This window comes from Lautropia mirabilis (assembly GCF_900637555.1).
In the GTDB taxonomy this organism is placed as follows: domain Bacteria; phylum Pseudomonadota; class Gammaproteobacteria; order Burkholderiales; family Burkholderiaceae_E; genus Lautropia; species Lautropia mirabilis.
The window spans coordinates 1401766-1423394 of sequence record NZ_LR134378.1 but is presented as its reverse complement, the minus strand read 5'-3'; the positions used below and the strand labels follow the sequence as shown (position 1 = coordinate 1423394).

Sequence of the window (21629 nt, the reverse complement as noted above, 5' to 3'; positions counted from 1 at the left end):
ATCAGATCCCTCCCGGCGGCGCAGGGCGATCGTCGTCGGCCAGCTGCGCCAGCCCCCGTTCGGCCACGGTCGCCCCCCGGCTGCCCGCCAGGCGGGCGCGCCGCTCGTTTTCCTCGGCAGCGTCCCGCGCCGCCTCCCGGTGCCACAGATGCAGCACGGTCGTGGCGAAACGCCCGTTCTTCAGCCGCCCACCCAGGTTGAACCAGCGCAGGACCAGATCCGTGTCCTCGAAGCCCCAGCCGGCAATCTTTTCCTCGAAGCCATTCATGCGGATGATGTCATCACGCCAGAGCGCCATGTTGCAGCCCTTGAAGAGCCGCCAGGGCCGCCCCTTCGGATGGCGCCACCACCGCCCGGGCAGGCGCAGCAGGCCGAACACGTTGTTGATGTCGCCCCGCCGCCAGGCCTGCAGCCACTGCCACGGATTCCAGTCCAGCGGATTGCAGTCGCCCGCCTCGACCTGTGCCGTCAGGCGCTCACTCAGCAGCACCCGGTTGCCGGCCGTGGCAAATCCGGGCTCGGCCAAGCGCTGATGGGCCAGCACGAAGTCCGGCCGCAGCAGGCAGTCCCCATCGACAAAGACCAGCAGATCTCCCCGGGCTTCACGAATGGCACGGTTTCGCGCCGCACTGAGCCGAAAACCCTCGTCGGGCTGCCAGCAATGCAGCAGCCGTTCACCCAGGTGCTCGCGCCAGCGCGTCACCACCTGGACGGTCTCCGGTCCCGAACCGTCATCGGCCACCAGGACCTGCAGTGGCATTTCCTGCTGGCGCGCGACGCTGGCCAGCACCCGGTCCAGCGCACGCGGCCGGTTGTAGGTGGAGATGATCAGCGAGACCGTCGGTCGGCCTTCACGGCGTGCCGCAGGCGTGCCCTGCAGGTGATGGTCCATTACGTCAACGTTCCCCCGGCATGCAGGCGCGCATACAGCCCACCCAGTTCGATCAGCTCGGCGTGCGTGCCGGACTCGACGATGCGGCCGTCATCCAGCACCAGGATGCGGTCGGCCTTCTCGATGGTGGAGAGCCGGTGCGCGATGATCAGCGTGGTCTGGCCATGCATCAGCTTGTCCAGCGCCGCCTGCACGAAGCGCTCGGACTCGTTGTCCAGCGCCGAAGTGGCCTCGTCCAGCACCAGGATCGGTGCGTTCTTCAGAAGCGCCCGGGCAATCGACAGCCGCTGCCGCTGGCCGCCCGAGAGCCGGATGCCGTTGTCACCGATCATCGTGTTGATGCCATCGGGCAGCGACGCGACGAACTCGGTGAGATAGGCCGCCTCCAGCGCCGCCCGCACATCGGCCTCGCTGGCGCCTCGCCGGCTGCCATAGGCCACGTTGTTGGCAATGGTGTCGTTGAAGAGCATCACCTGCTGGCTCACCCAGGCAATCTGCCGGCGCAGGCTCTCCAGCTTCAGCGACTCGATCGGGATGTCGTCGAGCAGGATGCGTCCGTCCGTCACCGAGTAGAAGCGCGGGAGGAGGTTGGCCAGCGTGGTCTTGCCACCGCCAGAGCCCCCCACCAGCGCCACCGTCTCGCCCGCCTTGATCTCCAGATCGATCCCCTTGAGCGCCAGGCTGGTGCTGCCCTCGTAGCCGAAGCGCACACCCTCGAAGCGCAGCGCACCCTTGGCCCGCTCGATCTCCTGAGTGCCGTGGTCGTTCTCGATGGGCTCATCGATGAAATGGAACACCGCATCCGCTGCCGCGAAGGCGCGCTGCAACTGACCATTCACGTCGGCCAGGTGCTTGAGCGGGTTCAGGATCATCAGCATGGCGGTCAGGAACGACACGAAGCCGCCCACCGTGGTGCGGTCCTGCTGCGACTGGTAGAGCGCCAGCGCAATCACCAGCGACACCGCCACCGCCGCCATCACCTGCGTGATGGGCACCAGCAGCGACGAAGCCACCGTCATCCGTCGTGCAAAGCCCTGCAGCTGCCGGCTGGCCGCCGCGAAACGGCTGCGCTCGTGCTCCTGCCCTGCATAGACCTTGATGACCGGGTTGCCATGGATGGCCTCGCCCACCACACTGGTGAGCTCACCCGTGTAGCGCAGCTGCTCGCCCGACAGCCGTCGCATGCGGCGAGAAAACGCGCCAACCGCCAGCGCCACCATCGGGATCAGCACGAAGGCGATCATCGTGAGCTGCCAGTTCAGGTACAGCAGCCAGCCCAGCAGGCCCAGGATCACGCAGGTGTCGCGCACCATGATCACCAGCACCGAGGCCAGCGACTGCGTGACGTTCTGCACGTCGTTGACCAGCCGCGCAATGATGGTGCCCGCCGAATGGGTCGAGAAATAGCTCACCGGCATCTGCACCAGACGGTCGAACATCTGCTTGCGCAGGTCGTACAGCACCGAGTTCGACACCTCGTTCATTGCGTAGTTCATGGTGAACGTGAACATGCCACGCCCCACGAAGAGCCCGATGATCATCAGCGGCGCCGTCCACATCAGCTGCGGATTGCCCTTGCCGCCGAAACCGTCGTCCAGCAGGTGCTGCATGATGGCGGGCAGCGCCGTCTCGGTCGAGCCGGTCAGCATCATCGCCACCACCCCCAGCGCGAACACCCGCCAGTGCGGCCGCACATAACGGAACAGCCGCGCCAGCAGCACCCGCTCGCTGGAGGGCTGCCGGATGGTGGGATTCTCTGCCGGTTTGGCCGCCGCCTCCGTACCTGCCTTGTCCGGGCCGGATGCCTTGACGGTGGCCTCGTCCGTCCGGTCTGCCTTTTCCTTGTCCTTCGCCAAATCAGCTCCGCTCATCGATAGCGCATCTCGACCCGTGCCTCGGTCAGCCAGCCCTTCAGGCCGGCCAGCAAGGCGTCATCAGGTCGCACTGCCCATTGGTGTCCCAGCCGCAGAACGGCGGTCGCACTGTCACTGTAATAATGAATTTCCACCGGGCAACCCTCGCCCTGGCTGCCGTCCACCCGGTGCGGCATCAGCAGCTCCCTGAGCCGTGCCGCATCCGGCTTGCCAGCGATGGTCAGCTGCAGCGCCCGGGCATTCTCACCGCGTGCCGTACCCAGGTCCAGGATGCGCTCCACCGACAGCCGGTGGCCGCCGCTGTAGTCGTCCTTGGAAAGCTTGCCCTGCACCACCACCAGCTCGTCTTCTTTCAGCAGGTGCTTGTACTGGTCCCACGCCTCGGGAAAGACCGCGATCTCCTCGGTGCCCGACCCGTCATCCAGCATCACGCGAACCATCTTGCCACGCCGCGTCATGGCCGTGGACAGGCCTGATACGATGCCCGCCACCGTCACCGGGGTGGACCCGAAATGCTTGCCGACGATCTTTTCCAGATCGCCGATGCGCGTCTTCACGAAGCGGCGCACCTCGTCCCGGCAGGCGTCGAACAGGTGCCCCGTCAGGAAGTAGCCCAGCGCGCTCTTCTCTTCCAGCAGCCGCTGGCGGTCGTCCCAGCGCTCGGCCGGCAGCCATTCGCGCGCCGGTGCCTCGTCGGTGCCCCCGAAGAAAGCGTCATCGAACAGCCCGCCCTGGCCGGCTGCCTGCTCACGCGCCTTCTGCTCGGCCGCCTCCATCGCCTGCGGCACATTGGCCAGCAGCCGCGCCCGGTCCGGATCCAGCCGGTCGAAGGCGCCCGCGCGCACCAGCGCCTCGATGGTGCGCCGGTTGATCAGCTTGCGGTCGATCCGCTCGCAGAAATCGAAGAGATCGATGAACGGACCACCCGCCTCGCGGGCCGCCACCACGTTCTCAATGGCCGACTGCCCGACCCCCTTCACACCGCCCAGCCCGTAGCGGATGGCGCGCGGGGCCGCCGGCTCGAAGCGATAGGCCGATGCGTTGATGTCGGGCGGCTGCACCTCCACCTGGTTGGCCTGCGCATCGCGCACGAAGATCTGCACCTTGTCCGTGTCGTCCATGTCCGACGACAGCGTTGCCGCCATGAACTCGGCCGGATAATGCGCCTTCAGCCATGCCGTCTGGTAGGTGACCACCGCATAGGCCGCCGTATGCGACTTGTTGAAGCCGTACTCTGCAAACTTCTCCATCAGGTCGAAGAGCTGGCTGGCCAGGTCCGGATCCTGACCCTTGGCCGCAGCGCCTTCCATGAAGGTCTTGCGCTGCTTGGCCATTTCCTCGGCCTTCTTCTTGCCCATCGCCCGGCGCAGCAGGTCGGCACCGCCCAGCGTGTAGCCGGCGATGATCTGCGAGATCTGCATCACCTGCTCCTGGTAGACGATGACCCCGTAGGTGGGCTCCAGGCAGTCCTTCAGGTCCGGATGGAAATAGTCGATGGCCTGCTCGCCGCGCTTTCGCAGGATGAAGTCGTCCACCATGCCCGAGCCCAGCGGCCCCGGCCGGTACAGCGCCAGCACGGCGATGATGTCCTCGAAACGGTCGGGCTGAAGCTTTCTCAGCAGCTTCTTCATCCCGTCACTTTCCACCTGGAAGATGGCGACCGTGTTGCCGTCACGCAGGATCTGATAGGCCGCCTGGTCGTCAAAGCCCAGGTTGTCCAGGTCCACCGGCTCCTGCCCCTCGCGCGCGCGCCGCTCGTTCACATAGCGCACCGCCAGGTCGATGATGGTGAGGTTTCGCAGGCCCAGGAAGTCGAACTTCACCAGGCCCACCGCCTCCACATCGTCCTTGTCGTACTGGCTGACCACCGAATCGGTGCCCGGCGCCCGGTAGAGCGGACAGAAGTCCGTGAGCTTGCCCGGCGCAATCAGCACGCCACCGGCGTGCATGCCGATGTTGCGGGTCATGTCCTCCAGCGGCCGCGCCAGCGCGAACAGCTCCGCCACCTCCTCCTCGTTGGCCAGCCGCTCGGCCAGCTGCGGCTCGGCCTTGAGCGCCTTGTCCAGCGACAGCGGCTTGGCCTGCTCGATCGGGATCAGCTTGGAGAGCTGGTCGCAGAAGTTGTAGGGCATGTCCAGCACCCGGCCCGCATCGCGGATCACCGCCTTGCTGGCCATCGTGCCGAAGGTGGCAATCTGCGACACCGCGTCGTAGCCGTACTTGCGGCGCACGTACTCGATCACCTTGCCCCGGTTGTCCTGGCAGAAGTCGATGTCGAAGTCGGGCATCGACACCCGTTCCGGGTTCAGGAAGCGCTCGAACAGCAGCGCATACGGCAGCGGGTCCAGATCGGTGATGCCCAGCGAGAACGCCACCAGCGAACCCGCACCCGAACCCCGCCCCGGCCCCACCGGCACCCCGTTCTGCTTGGCCCAGACGATGAAGTCCGCCACGATGAGGAAGTAGCCCGGAAACCCCATCTTGATGATGGTCTCGCACTCGCGCTTGAGCCGCGCCTCGTACTCGGGTGCCTTCTGCGCCCGCACCTCCGGATCGGGATAGAGCTTCTCCAGCCGCTTTGCCAGCCCGTCCTCGGCTTGGTGAACCAGATACTCCTCGATCGACACCCCTTCCGGCGTCGGGTAGATGGGCAGCTGCGGATTGCCCAGCCGCAGCGTCACCGCACAGCGCCGCGCAATCTCGACCGAGTTGGCCAGCGCCGCCGGCAGGTCGGCGAACAGCGCCATCATCTCCGCACGCGTGCGGAAATACTGCGTCGGCTGGAAGCGCCGCACCCGCTTCGGATCGGCCAGCACCTCGCCTTCGGCAATGCACACCCGCGCCTCGTGCGCCCGAAAATCCTCCTCGCGCAGGAACTGGATGGGGTGCGTGGCCACCAGCGGCAGGTCCAGCTCCACCGCCAGCCGCGCCGTGGCCCGCGTGCAGCTCTCGGCCTCGGGCGTGCCGTCGCGCTGCACCTCCAGATAGAAGGCGTCCGGGAACGCCGCAGCCCAGTGTTGCGCCGCCTCGACCGCCCGGGCATGGTTGCCTGCCAGCAGGAACTGGCCCACCTCGCCGCCACCGGCCCCCGACAACGCAATCAGCCCGCCCGTCGTCTCCGCCGTCAGCCATTCGGGCAGCAGCTCGGCATGGCCCTTGTACTCATTCTCCAGCCAGGCCCTGGAAAGCAGCTCGCACAACCGCCGGTAGCCGGCATTGTTGGCTGCAATCAGCAGCAGCCGATACGGCCGATCACGGTTCTCGGCATTGGTGATCCAGACATCGGCCGCGCAGATGGGCTGCAGCCCCTTGCCCGAAGCCTGTTTGTAGAACTTCACCCAGCCGAACAGGTTGGACGCATCCGACAGCGCCAGCGCCATCTGCCCGTCGGCCACGGCCGCCGCCACGGCCTCGTCCAGCCGCACGATGGAGTCGACCACCGAATACTCGGAACGCATCCGCAGATGGACAAAACCCGGCCCCTCGGCACCTTCAGCCACCGACGGCACGGCATCGGACACGGCGACATCTGCGGCCACCGACGCCGGGGGGGCAGCGGAAGCGTCGGGCGAAGCGGAAGCGGGGGAGGAGACGGCTTGGCTCATCCGCCGATTGTACGTGCCCAAGGGCCATGGCGGTATGTCCATCGGGCCCGGCCTGCGATCCCGCCTTCCGCCCCCTGACGCAGCGCCCACCCGCCCGGCGCTGCCCTGTGTCCGACGGGGCCCAGGCCCCTTCCGGCCTGCCTGCCCGCCACCCCGCCCTGGGCGCGGACCGGTAGAATCCTTCCATCATGCCGAACACCTACCTGAACCTGGCCGCCTACCAGTTTGCCGACCTCGACGACCTGCCCGGGCTGCGCGCCCACCTGCTGGCCGAAGGTCGCCGCCTGGACATGCGTGGCACCATCCTGCTCACCCCCGAAGGCGTCAACATCATGCTGAGCGGGCCGACAGACAACGCCCGCGCCTTTGCCGACGTGCTGCGCAGCCTCCCCCCGCTGGCCAACATGCACATCAAGGAAAGCCTCTCGGACGAGCAGAGCTTCAACCGCTTCCTGGTGAAGATCAAGCGCGAGACCATCACCTTCCGCCAGCCCGGCATCCGTCCGGCCGACGGCCGCGCCGCCACCGTCTCGCCCGAGACCCTGGCCCGCTGGATCGACGAAGGCCACGACGACGACGGCCGCGACATCGCCATCATCGACACCCGCAACGACTTCGAGGTCCAGGTCGGCCACTTCCACGGCGCCATCAACCCGCACATCACCAAGTTCACCGAACTGCCTGCCGCCCTGGAGGCCCACCGCCCCCAACTGGCCGGCAAGCGCATCGTCACCTACTGCACCGGCGGCATCCGCTGCGAGAAGGCAGCCCTCTGGATGGCCGCCAACGGCTACGACAACGTCGTCCAGCTTGACGGCGGCGTGCTGGACTACTTCGAACACACCGGTGGGAAGCACTGGGACGGTGAACTCTTCGTCTTCGACCGCCGTGTCTCCCTCACCACCGATCTGGCCCCTGGCACCTGGGAACAGGACTTCGACACCCGAACCGTCCATCCCGCACCGAAGCACGACACCGCCTCCCAGCCCCCCAGCCAGGGAAGCTGACCGACTGCCCGCCCGCTTGCCTGCGGGCACCATCGCCCCCATATTCTGACGCGCCGGGCACGCTCGCCCGGCACACCCGGCGTCACCCTCCCTGCACGATCCCCCAGTCCTTCCCCTGTCTTCACCACGCCATGGCCGCCACCACCCTCACCGTCACCCTCTGGCTGATCGGCATCACGCTGATCCTCATCGGCGTCGCCGGCACCGTGCTGCCCGCGCTGCCCGGCGTCTTCTTTGTCTTCCTGGGCATCCTGCTCACCGCCTGGATCGACGACTTCTCCGTCGTCAGCGGCCTGACCGTCGGCATCTGCCTGGCCATCACCATCGTGGCCTGGGTGCTGGACTACATCGCCGGCATCCTGGGCGCCAAGAAGGTCGGCGCCAGCCGTGAAGCCATCGTCGGCTCGTTCATCGGCACCATCGCCGGCGTCTTCAGCGGCCTCTGGGGCCTGCTTTTCATGCCCCTGCTGGGCGCCGCCATCGGCCAGTACCTCTACGACCGCGACCTCATCCGCGCCCGCAACGTCGGCATCGCCACCTGGCTGGGCATGGTCATCGGCATGCTCATCAAGATCGCCCTCACCTTCCTGATGATCGGCATCTTCGTCTTTGCGCTGGTCACGCCATAAAGCCCAAGGGTCCAAGGGCCCAAAGGTCCAAGGTCAAGCAGTATGGATCGGGCCCCTTCAAAGGCCCCTTTCGACAAGACGTACGCTCCCCAGGAGCAGCAAGGAGACGCCGCTCACCTGAGGGCTGACCCATCAAGCCCTTCCGCCCGATCAGCCCAGCCGGAGCGGCATGACCCATGGCATGCCCGCATCGTTCATCGGTGCATCTCGCACTTCTCGAATGAGACCTCGAGCCGACCCAGCTTTGGCTCGCCACAGGCAAACAGATGGGCACTGCCGGCCCACAGAAGCGCGAGAAAGGACACGAAGACAACCATCTTCGCCAGATCCACAAACAGGACGCGCCATCCCGGCCCCTCGTCGCCCGCCACATCCTCCGGCTTCACGCGACCACCCACATCCCTGGGCGCAGCACCCTCATTCCCCTTGGCCTGACCAGGCCCTGCCTTTCCGAGGGATGATCCAGCCCCTGCCGTTCCAAAGCCGCCGGCCATCGCACCACCTTTGGCCGCGCCGCGCTCTGCGGCATGGACGGCCAGATCGTCGCCCTCGCCCCCTCCCGCCTTGACGTCCGGAGCCCTTCCTTCCAGAAGCGCAATCCGGGCTTCCATGGCAGCCGTCCTTTGCCGGATGACTTCCACCAGCTGCTTCCCTGCCAGCTCCCTTGCCCTTCGCGCCCTCACCTCACGAGCCACCAGCAGAGCCAGCACCAGCAGAACCACGACGACATGCCCTTTCCCGTCGAAGATCAGAAAGAACAGCAGCATCAACAGGGAATCGAGGAACCCTTGGCCGCCCTGAAGCATTGAGAGCAGCAGAATGCCAACGATCGAGAACGCAAGCCACTTTCTCATGACACACCCACATCAATCGACGTGCTCGTCATTGCGCTTTCAGCGCCACAGAGCCAACAAGACCGGGCAAAACAATGCCACTACCCATGCCACGCTTGGCCTCCTCAGTAGCTTTCTGAGCGCCCACCATCCCAGGTAGAACGATCACCTGAAGTTCACACCAAAGCCGTCCGTGGCAGCGATCTCGCCCCTATCGAACAGAAAGAAGCAAGCCATCATCAGGAACAGCAACCATCCCCAGAACAACAGCCCCTCCACATCACGAAGGGAAACCTTCTCCCTGTCCGAGCGTTGGTCAGCGGATGATGAATGCACGCTTCCAGCCAACATCTCGCCTTCCTCGCGGACGCTAGTGCCCTCTTCGCGCCGTCGAAGCCCATCTCTCGCCCGGCGTCGTCTCCCATGGATCTCTGCTGCCACCAGAAGCAGGACACAGGGCACCACGCCTCCCTGGACAAGATAGAGCAACAGTGTGAACAGCGCCTCCATGGGCCCCTTACGAGAGATCAGCGCCATGACAAGGACCACGCCGATGGACGCAAAAATCCATTTCCATCGGCCATACCGCCTTCTGCCCACCGTTGCCCTCGGTTCCGCATCCTGCGCAACGCCATCACGCCCGACATCGGCCCTCAAACACTTCTCTGACTCACGCATTTCCATCCTCCAATCCAGTCCTTTGAACTGAACGAGAACATCCGTTCATCAAGGCTGACGACAGTAGCTGCTGTACTTGCTGTCCAGAAGGATCTGGGTTCTCTTCAGGTATTCGCAATAGACAGCCATATTGATATACCTGACGCGATCACCCTCTGACATAGCCGATTCAGGAACCCTACCTTGTTCCTTCATGCGTTTACGATCTTCAAGGGTTGCCGCCCTTTCCAATCCAATCTCTTCAAGCTCCGGGTGCCGGCCCACCCAGAAAACGGAGTCACGCCCTAAATCATAGGGACGAACCCCATATATTTCCGTCTTATAGTCACTAACAATTCTCCCATCTTGAAGAATTTCTCGACCATCGCTACCTTCTATGCCCGTTCCATCTCCATGGACAACCGGCATGTCAACCCTCTTCAGGCCATCGGGCAAGTCACCCAATTTGACCCCGGCTCGTTCAGCCCTTTCCATAAGAACCCAAAGAGCGATATCCGAAAGATCACCATCCGGCTCACTCGTCCCAGGCGCAGGATAGCCTCCGCCAATGTCTGAATGGGCACCTGCCATCATGAACTCCTCCCGGATACCAATCACGTTTCCATCGGCATCAATCCGTGCAGTACTACCCTCCTCCATTTTCGTACCACGCATAGGCACTGTATTTACCTGACCACCCAATGAAGCCCCATCGAACAGCTTTCCTCGTACATCATGTGCAGCGATGATGTTCACGACATGCTCCCACTTTTCGCTCACTTCCATGGGCTTGCAAGCTGTCTCCCAGTTTTTCACGCCGTCATACATGTTGGTGAAGACCGGGTCCATCAGCCCCATGAAGCGCAGCTTCACTTGGCCAGCCTTGGCCGCATCGATTTCCCCCGACTCCAGCTTCCTGGCAATGATTCGCCCAAACTCCAGGGCCTGAACAGCACCCCGTGAGAAACCGACCACGTCAATGTTCAGTGTCTCGCCTTCCTTCAGCTGTTCGACCGCCTTCATGAAACGGCCGACCTGGTAGTTGACGTTGTCCTTCCACTTGTCTGCGGTAATGGGTTCGATCTTCTCCCGGTGAACAGGCCCGCTTGTCCTGTTGTACGCCGCATGTGGCCCAAATTCGACACCCACCCCCTCCAGGTACGGCCGTAGTACATCGCCTCCCGGCCCGTTGGCCTTCGCGTCATAGGCCTGGTAGAAGTGCCAGATGTTCGTCGGCTTGTCCGGCGCGTTGTACGTTCCGTCAAAGGCAAACAGCATCAGGCCCGTCGGATCCACGTTTCGCATCGGATCGGCATCCACATACAGGTACGGATTGGGCCCCGCACGCAGGCCCAGCGGGTCCGGTGACACATAGCGTCCCAGCGTGGGGTCATAGTCCCGGCGCATGTTGTAGTAGAGACCGGTTGCTGCATCGGCCCACTGACCGGGGAAGCGCAGCATGGGGTCAACACCAAACAGGCGTGCAGAATCTTCCCGGAACACCACCAGCCCATCTAATGCCTCAGGTTCGCCGAAAGGCCCATACTGCTGCTGCCAGACAATGCGCCCTTCCGCGTCGGATCGCATCATTGGCAGGCCGCGATGATCCACATGCAGCCAGTCGATGCTCAGCGTACCGGCCTTGTCGAAGAGCCAGCCTTTCTGCCCCGGGCTGCGCTCCATGACAGCTACCGGAATCTCTCCCTCATGCCACCACAGGCGCATGCCCTCGTGGGCGGTTGTTGCCTGTACCTGCAACCGGCCTTCCACGTAGTCGTAAAAGTCCCATTGCTGCCCCTCGCGGCGTGCAACCCGCTCACCCCGATGGTTGTAGTAGTAGCGGATGCTGCTACCATCCGCATGCACCATGGACAGGATCTGGCCGCCCGGGTGCCAGGTCAGTTTCCAGTCATTCCATTGCAGGGGACGGCCGGCGGCATCGTACTCCACACCTGCCAGGCGGTTGCTGCCCTCCAGGTACGTGGACCGAACGCCGCTGACATGTGCCGAGATATCGCCCGTATCACTGGCGTTGGCGTTGGCGTTGGCGTTGGCGTTGGCGTTGGCGTTGGCGTTGGCGTTGGCAGGATCATGCTTCCCACTGAAAAGCCGGTTGCCGTTGGCATCATAGGCATACCACCAGGCACTTTCATCCAACTGAGCGGAAGCAGCCATGTCCACGGACGCTGACGTATCGGCCCCATCCGGCACAACAGACGTTCTGGCCTTTTCCGCCACCGAAATTGGCCGCACATTCGCGGCTTCAGGCCGGGTACGCTGCGCAATGATCAGTCGCCCCGCCGGATCATAGGCAAACTGCTGCGCATGCGCCTGCGTATCGATGCGCGCCACCTTGCCATCTGCCCGATAGCCATAGCGCATCGAGTACAGCGCATTTCCATCAGGAGATGCAGTACCCGGTCGACTTTCCCGGAACTCCGCCAGACGGCCTTCCCCATTCCACGACAGCTGCCGCTGTACACCGTTGCCCAGCAGCCAGTGGTCCTCCACACCCTTGCCATCAACGGCGCTGCCCACCAGCTCGCGACGATAGAGCAACCGTGCCGGTGCCTTCGCATGCTCCTTCAGCGTCACTTCCACAGCGGGCAACTTTCCATCACGCCCCTGCTGCGTGGCACGATGCACCACGCTTCCATCCGGCAACGTCACCTGATCCGGCTGCGACTGGTTGCCGGCATAGGTGTACTGGTACCGGAAGGTCTTCGTCACGACGCCGTTTTCCGGATGGAGATCAACCTGCCGTTCGACGACGCGCCCCTGCGCATCGTGGCGATAGTGCTCCGTGACGTTGCTGCCCTGCACCTCCACCAACCAGCGGCCTTCATAGCGGTAGCGTGTCTCGTCGCGGAAGCCGTCCGGGGACGTCACGGTCTTCACCAGCGGACGGTCCCAGGCATCCCGCAAGAAGCTCACGACGGCGCCCGTGGCATCAGTCTCGCGCACCACGCGATCAGCCTCGTCGTAATGGATCGTGTCCGTGCCCGCATCCGGTGAGACGATCTGCACCACACGATTGAAATCGTCCACCCGGATGGTCTGCTGCACACCGTTGTCGGCCACATGGCGCAGGGCCCCGGCCTCGGCATGAAAGCGCCCGACATCCTCCAGCCAGGCCATGCTGCTGCCAGCCCAGCCATCGGTACTGCTGGACACTTCACGTCCCAGAGCATCCACCAGCGTCCAGCGCGAATTGCCCTGGGCATCATCGCCATCACGACGCACCTGCACCGTATCCTCTGGCCCGGGCAACGGTCCGTCGATATGGGTCAACAGCCCCTTGTCGTCATAATGCGCCGTCGTCGTGCGGCTGACCGGCTGCCCCAGGCTGTAGCCAGATTCGGTCAGCGTGACTGGCAGCACACGCCCTGCCATGGTCGTGTAGGTGAAGCGCACCTGGTACATCCTGCCAGGCTCGATACTGGGCCGCTCGACCAGCGTGGGGTACGGATTGCTCAGGTCGGCATATTCATAGCGGCGATGCAGCCGCCATGCCGTCTCTGCAAAGCGGGAAGCAATCGGCCCCTGTTTCTGGGTGGAAACCTCTTTCTTGCGCTCACGCCATGTGCGCACGTAGACCGCCTGCGTGCGGCCGTGCATGTCCCGTTCAAAACGAAATTCCCGGTGGAAAGACTGGCGCATGGCATCCACCCTCTGATGCATGCCCACCATATGACCGGCTTCATCATAGCGGTAGTCCCGGTCGGCCAGACGGCAATGCGCGCACTGCTGACCGGTAATGGACAGCGTCTGCCAGCTACCATTGAAGTTTCGATACCGATAGGTCTGCTTGCGCCCCTGCCGGTCCTCGACCTCGGTCTGCAGCACGCCCGCCGCATCGGCCGACTGGTAGCCAAACTGCATCCGCTCGCCCTGCCAGCTCTCATACTGTCGCACCCTGCCCTGCGCATCATAGTGCCACTGGCTGAGCGTCACGCGCCGTTTCAGGGCGGGGGACTCCACCTCGATGGCCGTCAGCGCAAACGGAAAACCGGGATCCTCGTAGCGATAGAAACGCCGGTTGCCGGAGGGCGCCTCCGCGGCCACCAGCTGACCGGTAGGCAATACCTTGTAGCGCCATGTCCCTTGCGGATGATCGATGGCCATCAGGTGATTCTGACGATCGTATCGGAAGCGCATGACGCGACCATCCGGATCCACCACTGACAGGATCCGGCCACCCCGCGCACGCTCGATGCGCAGCACATGCGCGTCCAGCCGGATGGCCAGCAGCCAGCCTTCCGTATTGAAGTCCAGCTCCCGCCCGTCCGGCCAGCGCCACCGATACCCACCCTGGGGCAACGACGTGACCGTACCGTCCTCGGGCTCCGAACCCACGCACTGCATGGCCTGCTGCTCTGCATGCGCCTGCCCGGCGACGGAAGCCCCCACCTTCCAGGCTGCACGATCCCCCTCCGACACATCCGGGCGCCAGAAGATGCGCCGCATGCCATCGGCCTGAACGATCTGGATTGTCTTGCGGGTTGCAAACAGCCGCGTGTCATAGGAAAGATGCCACGCACGCCCCAGCGCGCCATCCACGGCCGCCAGCGACGAGTTGTAGTGACGGCGGATCTCCAGTCCCAGCGGCCCGTCCAGCGGCTCCGCATCCAGGTCCATCTGCACCTTCTGCCCCGTCTGCGGATTGACGGGGTTACCCACCCCCACCCGCACGCTCTTCTTGCTGAGCATGCTGGCCACCCCCAGGGCAGCGCAGGGCGCCTCGGTCGGCGTGGCGCTGCAGCGATTGCGGACATCCGCGCCCCAGGTGCTCAGCTTCTGCTCGGCGGTGGGCCTGGGCTGGTCATCAGCGATGCGATAGGGACTGTCAGCGTATGAGGGCAGCAGCGGAGGCGCCTTGTCGTTGTCCTTCACCGTTCCCGCTGGATCCACGACATCCGCCGGCGCCTTGGGTGCGCTGTCGGACTTCCTGACCTTGCCCTTGGAAACGCCTGATCCCGTAGCCTCCGCCACGGCTGCTCCACGCTGTGCCACGCCGGCCCCTTCTCCCGCCAACGCCCACCCAGGCACCAGCAGCGACAGCGACACCACACCGACGACCCTGTATCCCAGCTTCATGTCCAGCCCTCGTTCCCGCAGGATTTCCGACGGGCTGAACTCTGACGGATCACGCCGCCTCTGCCGATCCGGCAAACGAACGAGGGCGGGACTCCATCACGGCGCGACTAGGCCATCCGGATGATCGCGCCCTACCGCTTCCAAAAGACGGGCTGCTCCGTTCCCACCTACCCGGGCGGCCACGATCACACGCTCAACCGCAAGTAGGGGGCACCAAGCAGACTTAGAATGCCTCCATGCCGTCCCCGCTCACCCCCCTTCCCACCGTCTGTTTCGCAGGCGTCCGCCAACACGGCGGCCGCGAGGCACGCGACACCGTGCGCCACGCCCGCCCCTACGTGGGCCGCTTCGCCCCCTCGCCGAGCGGGCCGCTGCATGCCGGCTCGGTGGTAGCCGCCCTGGCCAGTTACCTGGATGCACGCGCGCACGATGGCACCTGGCTGCTGCGCATCGAGGACATCGACCCACCCCGGGTGGAGCCCGACTCGGATATCCGCATTCGCCACCAGCTGCAGTTCCTGGGGCTGCACTGGGACGCGCCGCCCTGGTACCAATCGGCGCGCATGGACCGCTACCAGGCGGCCTTCGACTGGCTGAAGGAACAGGGGCATCTCTATGGCTGCGGCTGCACCCGCCGGGAGATCACCCAGGCCTGGCAGGCCCGCTGGCAGCAGATAATTCAGAATTCAGACAATATTCGTCTGGCCCACATGCCCGAGGAAACACCCTATCTGGGTACGTGCCGCCATGGCCTCCCCCCCGGACGGCAGGCCCGAGCCTGGCGATTCCGAACGACCGAAGGATACGTGGACTTCGAGGATCGCTGGCTGGGCTGGCAACGGCAGCACCCCGTACAGGATTGCGGTGATTTTGTATTACGCCGTGCCGATGGCGTCTGGGCTTACCAGCTGGCCGTGGTGGTGGATGACGCCGAGGCAGGCATCACCGACATCGTGCGTGGCGCCGACCTGCTGAGCTCCACCGGCCGACAGATGCAGCTTCAGCAGGCGCTGGGCATGCCACACCCGCGCTACCTGCACCTGCCGCTGCTGATGGGTGAGAACGGTCAGAAGCTCTCGAAGCAGAACGGCGCGCCCGGCATCGACGACTCGGGACGCATTGAGCCCGCCGTCATTCTGAATGCAGCCGCCCAGGCCCTCGGGCTGCGCCCGCCTGGCAGCCGGGACCCGCAACGCTGGCTGCACGCCGCCACCGAACAGTGGCGGGCGCGCTTCAGCCCAGCCTGATGACTTACAGCACCACCAGACTCAGCAGCCAGATGAACAGGATCGCCACGATCCCTTGCACGGCCGTGGCCGCCGTCTGAGCCCGCAGGGCCTGGGCCACGCTCATGCGCGAGAACTGGGTGACCACCCAGAAGTAGGAATCGTTGGCGTGGGAGACCGTCATCGCCCCAGCGCCGATGGCCATCACGCACAGCAGGCGTCCCATCTCGCTGTCCAGACCGATGGAGGCCATCAAGGGCGCCACTAAAGTGGAGGTCGTCACCAGCGACACGGTGCTGGAACCTTGCGCGGTCTTGAGCGCCGCTGCCACCACGAAGGGCATGAACACACCCAGCCCCAGGCTGGACAGCGTATGTCCCAGATAGCTGCCTACCGGGGTTTCCTTGATGACGGCCCCGAAGGCGCCCCCGGCCCCGGTGATCAGCAGGATGGGCGCCGCCAGCACCAGGCCCTGCGTGATCAGCGCGCTGATGCGCTCGGTCCGGTCTTCACCCCGGATCAGCAGTAGCGAGAACAGGAAGCCGATCAGCAGCGCACACAGCGGCTTGCCCAGGAAGGCGGCAACCGTGAACAGCAGGCCCGAGCCCAGCGGCCGCGACGGAAAAGCTGCCACCGAGCCGATGCAGATCAGCGCGATGGGCAGCACGATCGGCATGAAAGCCATCAGGGGGGACGGCATCTGGCCGTAGCGGGTCCGATCGGCAGCTCCGTCGGTGTCGTCCGCATCGGCATAGCGCGTGGCGGCCACGGCACCGGCCGGTGATGAAGCCTCCCTGTCTGCGGCGTTCACCGAGCCCGCCGTGCTGGCCTGCCCAGCAGCGCCCTCGCCCTGCGGTAGCTCATGCACGAAGCGATTGGCCCACAGCCAGCCGGCCAGGCAGGCGGGTACCGACACCACCAGACCCATGACGATCACCAGCCCCAGGTTGTCGGCCAGGCCCAGGTTGCCCGCGGCCGCGATGGGTCCCGGCGTGGGGGGCACGAAGTTGTGCGTGGCGTACAGCCCGGTGGCCAGCGCCACGCTCATGGCGATGGAGGAGACCTTCAGGCGTTTCGCCAACGTTTCCTTCAGCGAGTTGAGAATGACGTAGCCGGAATCACAGAACACCGGGATGGAGACGATGGCCCCGATGACGGACATGGTGAGCGTGGGAAAGCGCTCTCCCAGCACCTTGATGACCGACTCCGCCATGACCACCGCTGCGCCGGTGCGCTCCATCACCAATCCGATGATGGTGCCGAACACGATGACTAGGCCAATGCTGCCCAGGATGCTGCCGAAGCCGGTACCGACCGTGTCGGCAACCTTGGGCAGCGGCATGCCATAGAAGAAGGCCGTGAGGAACGCGGCCAGGACCAGCACCAGGAACGGGTGCCACTTCAGCTTCGCCGTGCTGAAGACAATGAACGCGATGACGATGGCGAGCCCGATGATCGTCATGATCCCCTCTTCTTTGGAAATTGTCGTGTGATGACAACTATAAAGAGATCAAATGACGAAAGCAAACCCCGCCTGGGCCTACCCAATAATGCCTGGCGTTGCGGCACAAGACGGGAATAGCCAGCAGAAACGGAAGAACGTCGTCAACCGCCGCAAGCCGATATCAGCCCCCCGGCTTGCCCCCCAGCAGCACGGCCAGCTTGTTCGCGGGACGGCGGATGGCGCTGGAAGGCGCAGAGCCCCGACGACCGGAGGCAGCTGCGGGTGCGCCCCCCTGGATGACGGCCGGTGTATCGGTGCTGACGCCGCCTGCAGCCGACGCCTGCCCCCGCTCGGGGGCATCCGCTGCCGCTGCGGCCGGCTCGCTGGGCACATAGGGCGCATGAAAGAGCGGATCGTCGACCACGGGCTGCGGCGCAGGATAGCGGGCAGCGCGTTCGGCACTTGGCGCATGGCCGCGCAGGTTGCCCTCGCGGCGGCTGCCACGATCACGACCGGAACGCGACGGCGCGCCAATGCCACGCGAATCCTCGCTGCGTGCCGTCTCCTCGCCACCTTCACGGTGGCCGCGACGGTCATCCCGACTGCGACGCTCACCCCGGCCGCGTGCAGAAGCCGGCAGCTGCAGTTCCTGCACGTCCAGCTTGCGCTTGGTGAGCTTCTCGATCTCGGCCAGCGCCTTCTGGTCATGGTCGACCATCAGCGACAGTGCCATGCCGGAGGCGCCGGCACGGCCGGTACGGCCGATGCGGTGCACGTAGTCCTCGGGCGAATGCGGCAGATCGTAGTTGATGACGGCCGGCAGCTCGGCAATGTCCAGGCCACGGGCCGCCACGTCGGTGGCCACCAGCACCTTGATCTCGCCGGCCTTGAAGCCGTCCAGCGTCTTCAGGCGCTCCTGCTGGGACTTGTCGCCGTGGATGGCCTCGGCCAGGAAGCCTTCCTTCTGCAGATGGCGGGCCAGACGGCCGGCACCGATCTTGGTGTTGGAGAAGACGATGACCTGTTCGATGCCGCGCTCACGAATGAGCGCCCCCACCGCGTCACGCTTGAGGTCTTCGGAGGGCACGTGGTAGACCGTCTGCTCGACGTTCTCGGCCAGCGTGTTGGGCCGGGCCACCTCGATGAGCTTCGGCTCGTTCAGGAAGCGCTTGGCCAGCTTGCGGATCTCGTCCGAGAAGGTGGCCGAGAACATGAGGTTCTGCCGGCGCGGATTGAGCAGATTGATGATGCGCTGGATGTCGGGCAGGAAGCCCATGTCCAGCATCCGGTCCGCCTCGTCCAGCACCAGCAGCTGCACCTGCGACAGGTTCACCGACTTCTGCTGGACGTGATCCAGCAGCCGTCCGGGGGTGGCGATGAGGATCTCGACGCCGGCGCGCAGCGCATTGGTCTGCGGCTGCATGTCGACGCCACCGAAGACGGCAGCCGAACGCAGCGGCGTGAACTGGATGTAGGTCTTGACGTTGTCGTGGATCTGGTCGGCCAGCTCCCGCGTGGGCGCGATGATGAGCGCGCGGACCGGGTGCCGCGCCGGCGAGGCGCTATGGCTGGCCGACGGCATGAGCACATTGATGATGGGTAGCGCAAAGCCGGCCGTCTTTCCGGTACCGGTCTGGGCAGCGGCCATCACGTCATGGCCCGCCATGACCACCGGAATGGCCTTGGCCTGGATGGGGGTAGGCTTGGTGTAGCCGGCGGCAGTGACGGCCTTGAGCACGTCGGGATGCAGGCCGAAATCACTGAAGGTGACGGTGGCCGGCTCCTGGGCGCCTTCAGGCGCGGGGGCAGTTGACAAAGTCATGGCCCGATTGTAGCCGAATGCCGCCGAAAACCCGCATGGCAAGCCGCCCTAAAGCCCTTCGGGCCGTTGCGCGGGCGTCGCACCCATTCACTGTGTCGGACGACTTTCCAGTACATGCCGGGAACCTGCCCGGCAGCCCCCGGTACACCGCCCTTCATTGCGGCGCCTTCATATCGGAAGGCAGCCAGGCGCGTACCCGCAACCCGGGATGCGCATTCTCCAGGGCAAGCCGGCCACCGTGGGCCTGAGCCACCAGGCGGCACAGATAGAGTCCCAGCCCCACACCACCGGCATGGCGGGAACGCGCCGCATCGGGACGATGGAAGGGTTCGGCCAGCTTCGAGAGCTGCTCCTCGGGCACACCCGGCCCCCAGTCCCGAACCTCGATGACACAGCCGCCCGTGGGAATCCTGTCGATATGCACCACGGCAATGGCATCCGTGTCGGGTGCCTCCGTATGGCCGGGGCGGGCTGCCGTATGGGCTGTCGTGTTCCCGCCTTCATCCGGCATGGTGCTTCCAAACGCACCCTTCCTGTCGGGATCACGTCCGTTACCCCCATGTCGCACGGCATTTTCCAGCAGGTTGCGCAGCAGCAGGCGCAGACGGGTGGCGTCCAGATACTGCGCCGGCAGCTCCGTTGGCACCTGAAGAACAACCTCTACGCCAGGGTGGCGCGTCTGCAGCTCGGCGATGACGCTGCGGGCCACGACGCCCGGGTCCAGACTTTCCCGCTGCAACGCCACATGACGGTCGGACAGGCGCTCGCTTTCCAGCAGATCCTCCACCAGGGCAGACATCTCCCGCAAGTCACGCAGCAGGGCCTCCCGCTGCGGTCGCACCTCGGGATCGTCCTCGGGCAGCAGCTCGGTGTGCAGGCGCGCGCGGGTCAGCGGGCTGCGCATCTCGTGGCTGATGGCCAGCAGCAGGCTGCGCTTGGCATCCAGCATCTGCCGGATGTCCTCGCCCATGGTGTTGAGCGTCGTGGCCAGCTCGCCCAGTTCGCCGTGCCGCCGGGTCCAGACAGCCGGAATGGGGTCATCGAAGTTGCCCTGGCCGAAGCGGCGAGCGCCAGCGCTGATGGCATCCAGCGGCCTGAGCGTGCGGCGCACGTACCACCAGGCCAGCAACGTCAGCAGCAGCAGCGCGGCCAGTCCCCGGGCCAGCGGGTCCGAGCCATCATGCCGTGCCAACATGGCATGGCGGTCGATGCCGAACACGAGCCGGTGCCCATCGGGCGTCGAGCGCTCGGTGATCTGCCTGATCTGCTGCCAGCCGGGGGGCTCGTCGCCCCACCCACGCCCTTCCCCCACATGAGCACCACGATGCCCCATCCCGCGCTCATCATGACGGTCCGCTCCGGGCATGAGCGCATCCGACGGTGGAGAGTCCTCCCAAGTTCCATCACCCTCACGCCACCAGTCATGTTGGGGATCCTGCGGATGGGACGCCCATCGGATGACCGGTCCCTCGATGCGCACCGTCACCGGCAGGCGCTGTGCCAGTGCACGGGCGCGTTCAACACTGGGATGGCCATCAACCGTGATCTCCTCGGCCAGACGGTCGACATAATCGACCAGCAGCGGCTGGGCGGTCAGCTGCCAGCGCGTGGCCACCACCTGCCGCATGGCGCCGATGAACACGACCATCAGCGCCGCGGCCAACACCAGAAACACCAGCACCATGCGCAGCTTGATCGAGAACGCCAGGCGCACCGGAAGACCGCGCACGCCAGCAAGGAAGCGCCCCATGAAGGCGCGTACCCGGGCAAGCCAACGCTTGGCGGCCGGCATCATGCCTCCTGCGGCCGCAGCGCCAGCGCATAGCCGACATTGCGCAACGTCTTGATGACCACCAATGGCTCCAGCTTGCGGCGCAGGCGGCTGACGACGATGTCCACGGCGCGGCTGTAAAGATCCACCTCGTGGCCTCGCAGCCGGCCCAGGATGTCGTCACGGCTGAAGACGCGCCCCGGCTCGCGGGCCAGCATCAGCAGCAGTTCATATTCGGTGCCGGTCAGCGCCACGTCCTCGTCGTGACGCAGCACACTGCGCCGGACGGGATCGATCACCAGCCCCTCGAAACGCAGCACCGAGGCATCCTCAGGGTGCACGCCAGCAGAATCCGCGCCGCCCCCCGAAGAGGCTGCACGGAAGCGTCGCAGCACCGTCTGCACCCGCGCCACCAGCTCGCGGGGCTCGAAGGGCTTGGGCAGGTAGTCGTCAGCGCCCATTTCCAGGCCCACCACGCGATCGGTCAGCTCTCCACGCGCCGTCAACATGATGATCGGCACCTGGCTACCCTTCCGGATCCGGCGACAGACCTCGAAACCGTCCATCTCCGGCAGCATGATGTCGAGAATCGCCGCATCGAAATTCCCCTCCTGAAGCCGCGCCAGCCCCTTTGAGGGCGTGAACGCCTGCTCAAGTACCAGATCGAAACGCTTGAAGTACATGGCCAGCGGAGGCCCCAGCTGTTCGTCATCGTCGATCAGCAGCACGCGATTCATGGATTCATTCCTGGATGCCAGATAACGTCTGGACG

The 21629-nt window shown here is 65.2% G+C and carries 13 protein-coding genes; 3 read left to right on the top strand and 10 right to left on the bottom strand.

The window, feature by feature from the left end; genetic code table 11:
* Window position 1: 1 nt before the first annotated feature.
* Genes EL249_RS05705 through dnaE form a run of 3 tightly spaced genes read right to left on the bottom strand, consistent with a single transcriptional unit; the run spans window position 2 to window position 6371 of the window.
* Entirely contained in the window at window positions 2-892 is an 891-nt protein-coding gene (locus EL249_RS05705) for a glycosyltransferase family 2 protein (RefSeq protein WP_005673772.1), read from the bottom strand.
* Window positions 892-2763: a lipid A export permease/ATP-binding protein MsbA gene (msbA, locus tag EL249_RS05700; protein WP_005673773.1), complete on the bottom strand. Its 1872-nt coding sequence runs from the start codon at window positions 2761-2763 to the stop codon at window positions 892-894. The genes EL249_RS05705 and msbA overlap by 1 nt, the downstream gene beginning before the upstream one ends.
* Entirely contained in the window at window positions 2760-6371 is a 3612-nt protein-coding gene (gene dnaE, locus EL249_RS05695; protein WP_005673774.1) for a DNA polymerase III subunit alpha, read from the bottom strand. The genes msbA and dnaE overlap by 4 nt, the downstream gene beginning before the upstream one ends.
* Before the next feature lie 188 nt (window positions 6372-6559).
* Here dnaE and trhO point away from each other — a divergent pair, with 188 nt between their 5' ends.
* Together trhO and EL249_RS05685 are read left to right on the top strand one after the other, a co-directional pair.
* A complete protein-coding gene (gene trhO, locus EL249_RS05690; RefSeq protein ID WP_005673775.1) occupies window positions 6560-7378 on the top strand; it encodes an oxygen-dependent tRNA uridine(34) hydroxylase TrhO in 819 nt (272 codons plus the stop codon).
* Window positions 7379-7509: 131 nt separating this feature from the next.
* A complete protein-coding gene (locus EL249_RS05685) occupies window positions 7510-8007 on the top strand; it encodes a DUF456 domain-containing protein (protein ID WP_005673776.1) in 498 nt (165 codons plus the stop codon).
* Window positions 8008-8201: 194 nt separating this feature from the next.
* Here the strand turns inward: EL249_RS05685 and EL249_RS05680 are convergent, their stop codons facing one another.
* From EL249_RS05680 to EL249_RS05670, 3 genes are all read right to left on the bottom strand, one after another.
* Window positions 8202-8861: a hypothetical protein gene (locus tag EL249_RS05680; RefSeq protein WP_005673777.1), complete on the bottom strand. Its 660-nt coding sequence runs from the start codon at window positions 8859-8861 to the stop codon at window positions 8202-8204.
* Between the two features lie 144 nt (window positions 8862-9005).
* Complete coding sequence (locus tag EL249_RS05675; protein WP_005673778.1) at window positions 9006-9524, bottom strand: hypothetical protein; 519 nt, start codon at window positions 9522-9524, stop codon at window positions 9006-9008.
* 42 nt (window positions 9525-9566) lie between these two features.
* Entirely contained in the window at window positions 9567-14207 is a 4641-nt protein-coding gene (locus EL249_RS05670; protein ID WP_169311683.1) for an RHS repeat-associated core domain-containing protein, read from the bottom strand.
* Window positions 14208-14830: 623 nt separating this feature from the next.
* On the opposite strand from EL249_RS05670, the gene gluQRS reads away from it, so the two are divergent.
* A complete protein-coding gene (gene gluQRS / locus EL249_RS05665; RefSeq protein ID WP_005673780.1) occupies window positions 14831-15841 on the top strand; it encodes a tRNA glutamyl-Q(34) synthetase GluQRS in 1011 nt (336 codons plus the stop codon).
* 4 nt (window positions 15842-15845) lie between these two features.
* Here gluQRS and EL249_RS05660 read toward each other — a convergent pair whose 3' ends face one another.
* From EL249_RS05660 to EL249_RS05645, 4 genes are all read right to left on the bottom strand, one after another.
* Window positions 15846-17282: a GntP family permease gene (locus EL249_RS05660; protein ID WP_005673781.1), complete on the bottom strand. Its 1437-nt coding sequence runs from the start codon at window positions 17280-17282 to the stop codon at window positions 15846-15848.
* 163 nt (window positions 17283-17445) lie between these two features.
* A complete protein-coding gene (locus tag EL249_RS05655) occupies window positions 17446-19086 on the bottom strand; it encodes a DEAD/DEAH box helicase (RefSeq protein WP_005673782.1) in 1641 nt (546 codons plus the stop codon).
* Window positions 19087-19240: 154 nt separating this feature from the next.
* Entirely contained in the window at window positions 19241-20881 is a 1641-nt protein-coding gene (locus tag EL249_RS05650) for a sensor histidine kinase (RefSeq protein ID WP_005673783.1), read from the bottom strand.
* Complete coding sequence (locus EL249_RS05645) at window positions 20878-21594, bottom strand: response regulator transcription factor (protein ID WP_005673785.1); 717 nt, start codon at window positions 21592-21594, stop codon at window positions 20878-20880. The genes EL249_RS05650 and EL249_RS05645 overlap by 4 nt, the downstream gene beginning before the upstream one ends.
* Between the last annotated feature and the right edge of the window lie 35 nt (window positions 21595-21629).

Bases quoted from the DNA above. Each gene is read 5' to 3' on its own strand.
- EL249_RS05705 (WP_005673772.1), bottom strand. From the start codon at position 892: ATGGACCATCACCTGCAGGGCACGCCTGCGGCACGCCGTGAAGGCCGA.
- msbA (WP_005673773.1), bottom strand. From the start codon at position 2,763: ATGAGCGGAGCTGATTTGGCGAAGGACAAGGAAAAGGCAGACCGGACG.
- dnaE (WP_005673774.1), bottom strand. From the start codon at position 6,371: ATGAGCCAAGCCGTCTCCTCCCCCGCTTCCGCTTCGCCCGACGCTTCC.
- trhO (WP_005673775.1), top strand. From the start codon at position 6,560: ATGCCGAACACCTACCTGAACCTGGCCGCCTACCAGTTTGCCGACCTC.
- EL249_RS05685 (WP_005673776.1), top strand. From the start codon at position 7,510: ATGGCCGCCACCACCCTCACCGTCACCCTCTGGCTGATCGGCATCACG.
- EL249_RS05680 (WP_005673777.1), bottom strand. From the start codon at position 8,861: ATGAGAAAGTGGCTTGCGTTCTCGATCGTTGGCATTCTGCTGCTCTCA.
- EL249_RS05675 (WP_005673778.1), bottom strand. From the start codon at position 9,524: ATGGAAATGCGTGAGTCAGAGAAGTGTTTGAGGGCCGATGTCGGGCGT.
- EL249_RS05670 (WP_169311683.1), bottom strand. From the start codon at position 14,207: ATGCTCAGCAAGAAGAGCGTGCGGGTGGGGGTGGGTAACCCCGTCAAT.
- gluQRS (WP_005673780.1), top strand. From the start codon at position 14,831: ATGCCGTCCCCGCTCACCCCCCTTCCCACCGTCTGTTTCGCAGGCGTC.
- EL249_RS05660 (WP_005673781.1), bottom strand. From the start codon at position 17,282: ATGACGATCATCGGGCTCGCCATCGTCATCGCGTTCATTGTCTTCAGC.
- EL249_RS05655 (WP_005673782.1), bottom strand. From the start codon at position 19,086: ATGACTTTGTCAACTGCCCCCGCGCCTGAAGGCGCCCAGGAGCCGGCC.
- EL249_RS05650 (WP_005673783.1), bottom strand. From the start codon at position 20,881: ATGATGCCGGCCGCCAAGCGTTGGCTTGCCCGGGTACGCGCCTTCATG.
- EL249_RS05645 (WP_005673785.1), bottom strand. From the start codon at position 21,594: ATGAATCGCGTGCTGCTGATCGACGATGACGAACAGCTGGGGCCTCCG.